Source organism: Tatumella sp. JGM94, from assembly GCF_018257595.1.
Classification (GTDB): Bacteria; Pseudomonadota; Gammaproteobacteria; order Enterobacterales; family Enterobacteriaceae; genus Tatumella; species Tatumella punctata.
Map to the genome: position 1 here is coordinate 1 of NZ_JAERJN010000042.1, position 511 is coordinate 511.

A 511-nucleotide genomic window follows, 5' to 3' on the forward strand; every position below is an offset into this window, starting at 1 on the left:
GGGAAACCGGTGCCCGGTGCAGAGAAAACAACAGACCAATGGTCAGCAGAAGCACGCTTTGCTGTGATAGTCGAAACTGCCACGCTTTCCGAGGCTGAAGTGGCAGAATACTGCCGTAAAAAAGGCCTGTATCCGGAACAGCTGGTTCAGTGGCGGCAGGGATTTTTACAGACGGAGAATCCCGGTGATAAAGCGGCACTGAAACAGAGCCTGAAAGAAAATAAGCAGCTGAAGAAAGAACTGCTCCGCAAAGAAAAAGCCCTGGCGGAGGCGGCAGCCATACTGGTACTGCGAAAAAAGCTCACGGATTACTACGGGGAAACAGACGCGGACGACTGACCCCTGAGAGCGAACGACAGCAGTTTATTGTGTGGATAAATGAAGCGGTAACGTCGGGTGCACGACGGGCCATTGCCTGCCGGGAAGTCAGCATCAGTCTGCGCACCTGGCGTCGCTGGCAGAAAACACCACGTGACGGCAGACCTGAAGCCCTCAGGCCGGTACCGTTTAA

General features: G+C 54.6%; 1 protein-coding gene. It reads left to right on the forward strand.

Annotated features, from left to right (window positions below):
- On the forward strand, nt 1-339 hold a 339-nt coding region (locus tag JK216_RS16945; protein ID WP_212711407.1), incomplete at its 5' end, for a transposase.
- Nucleotides 340-511: the final 172 nt, after the last annotated feature.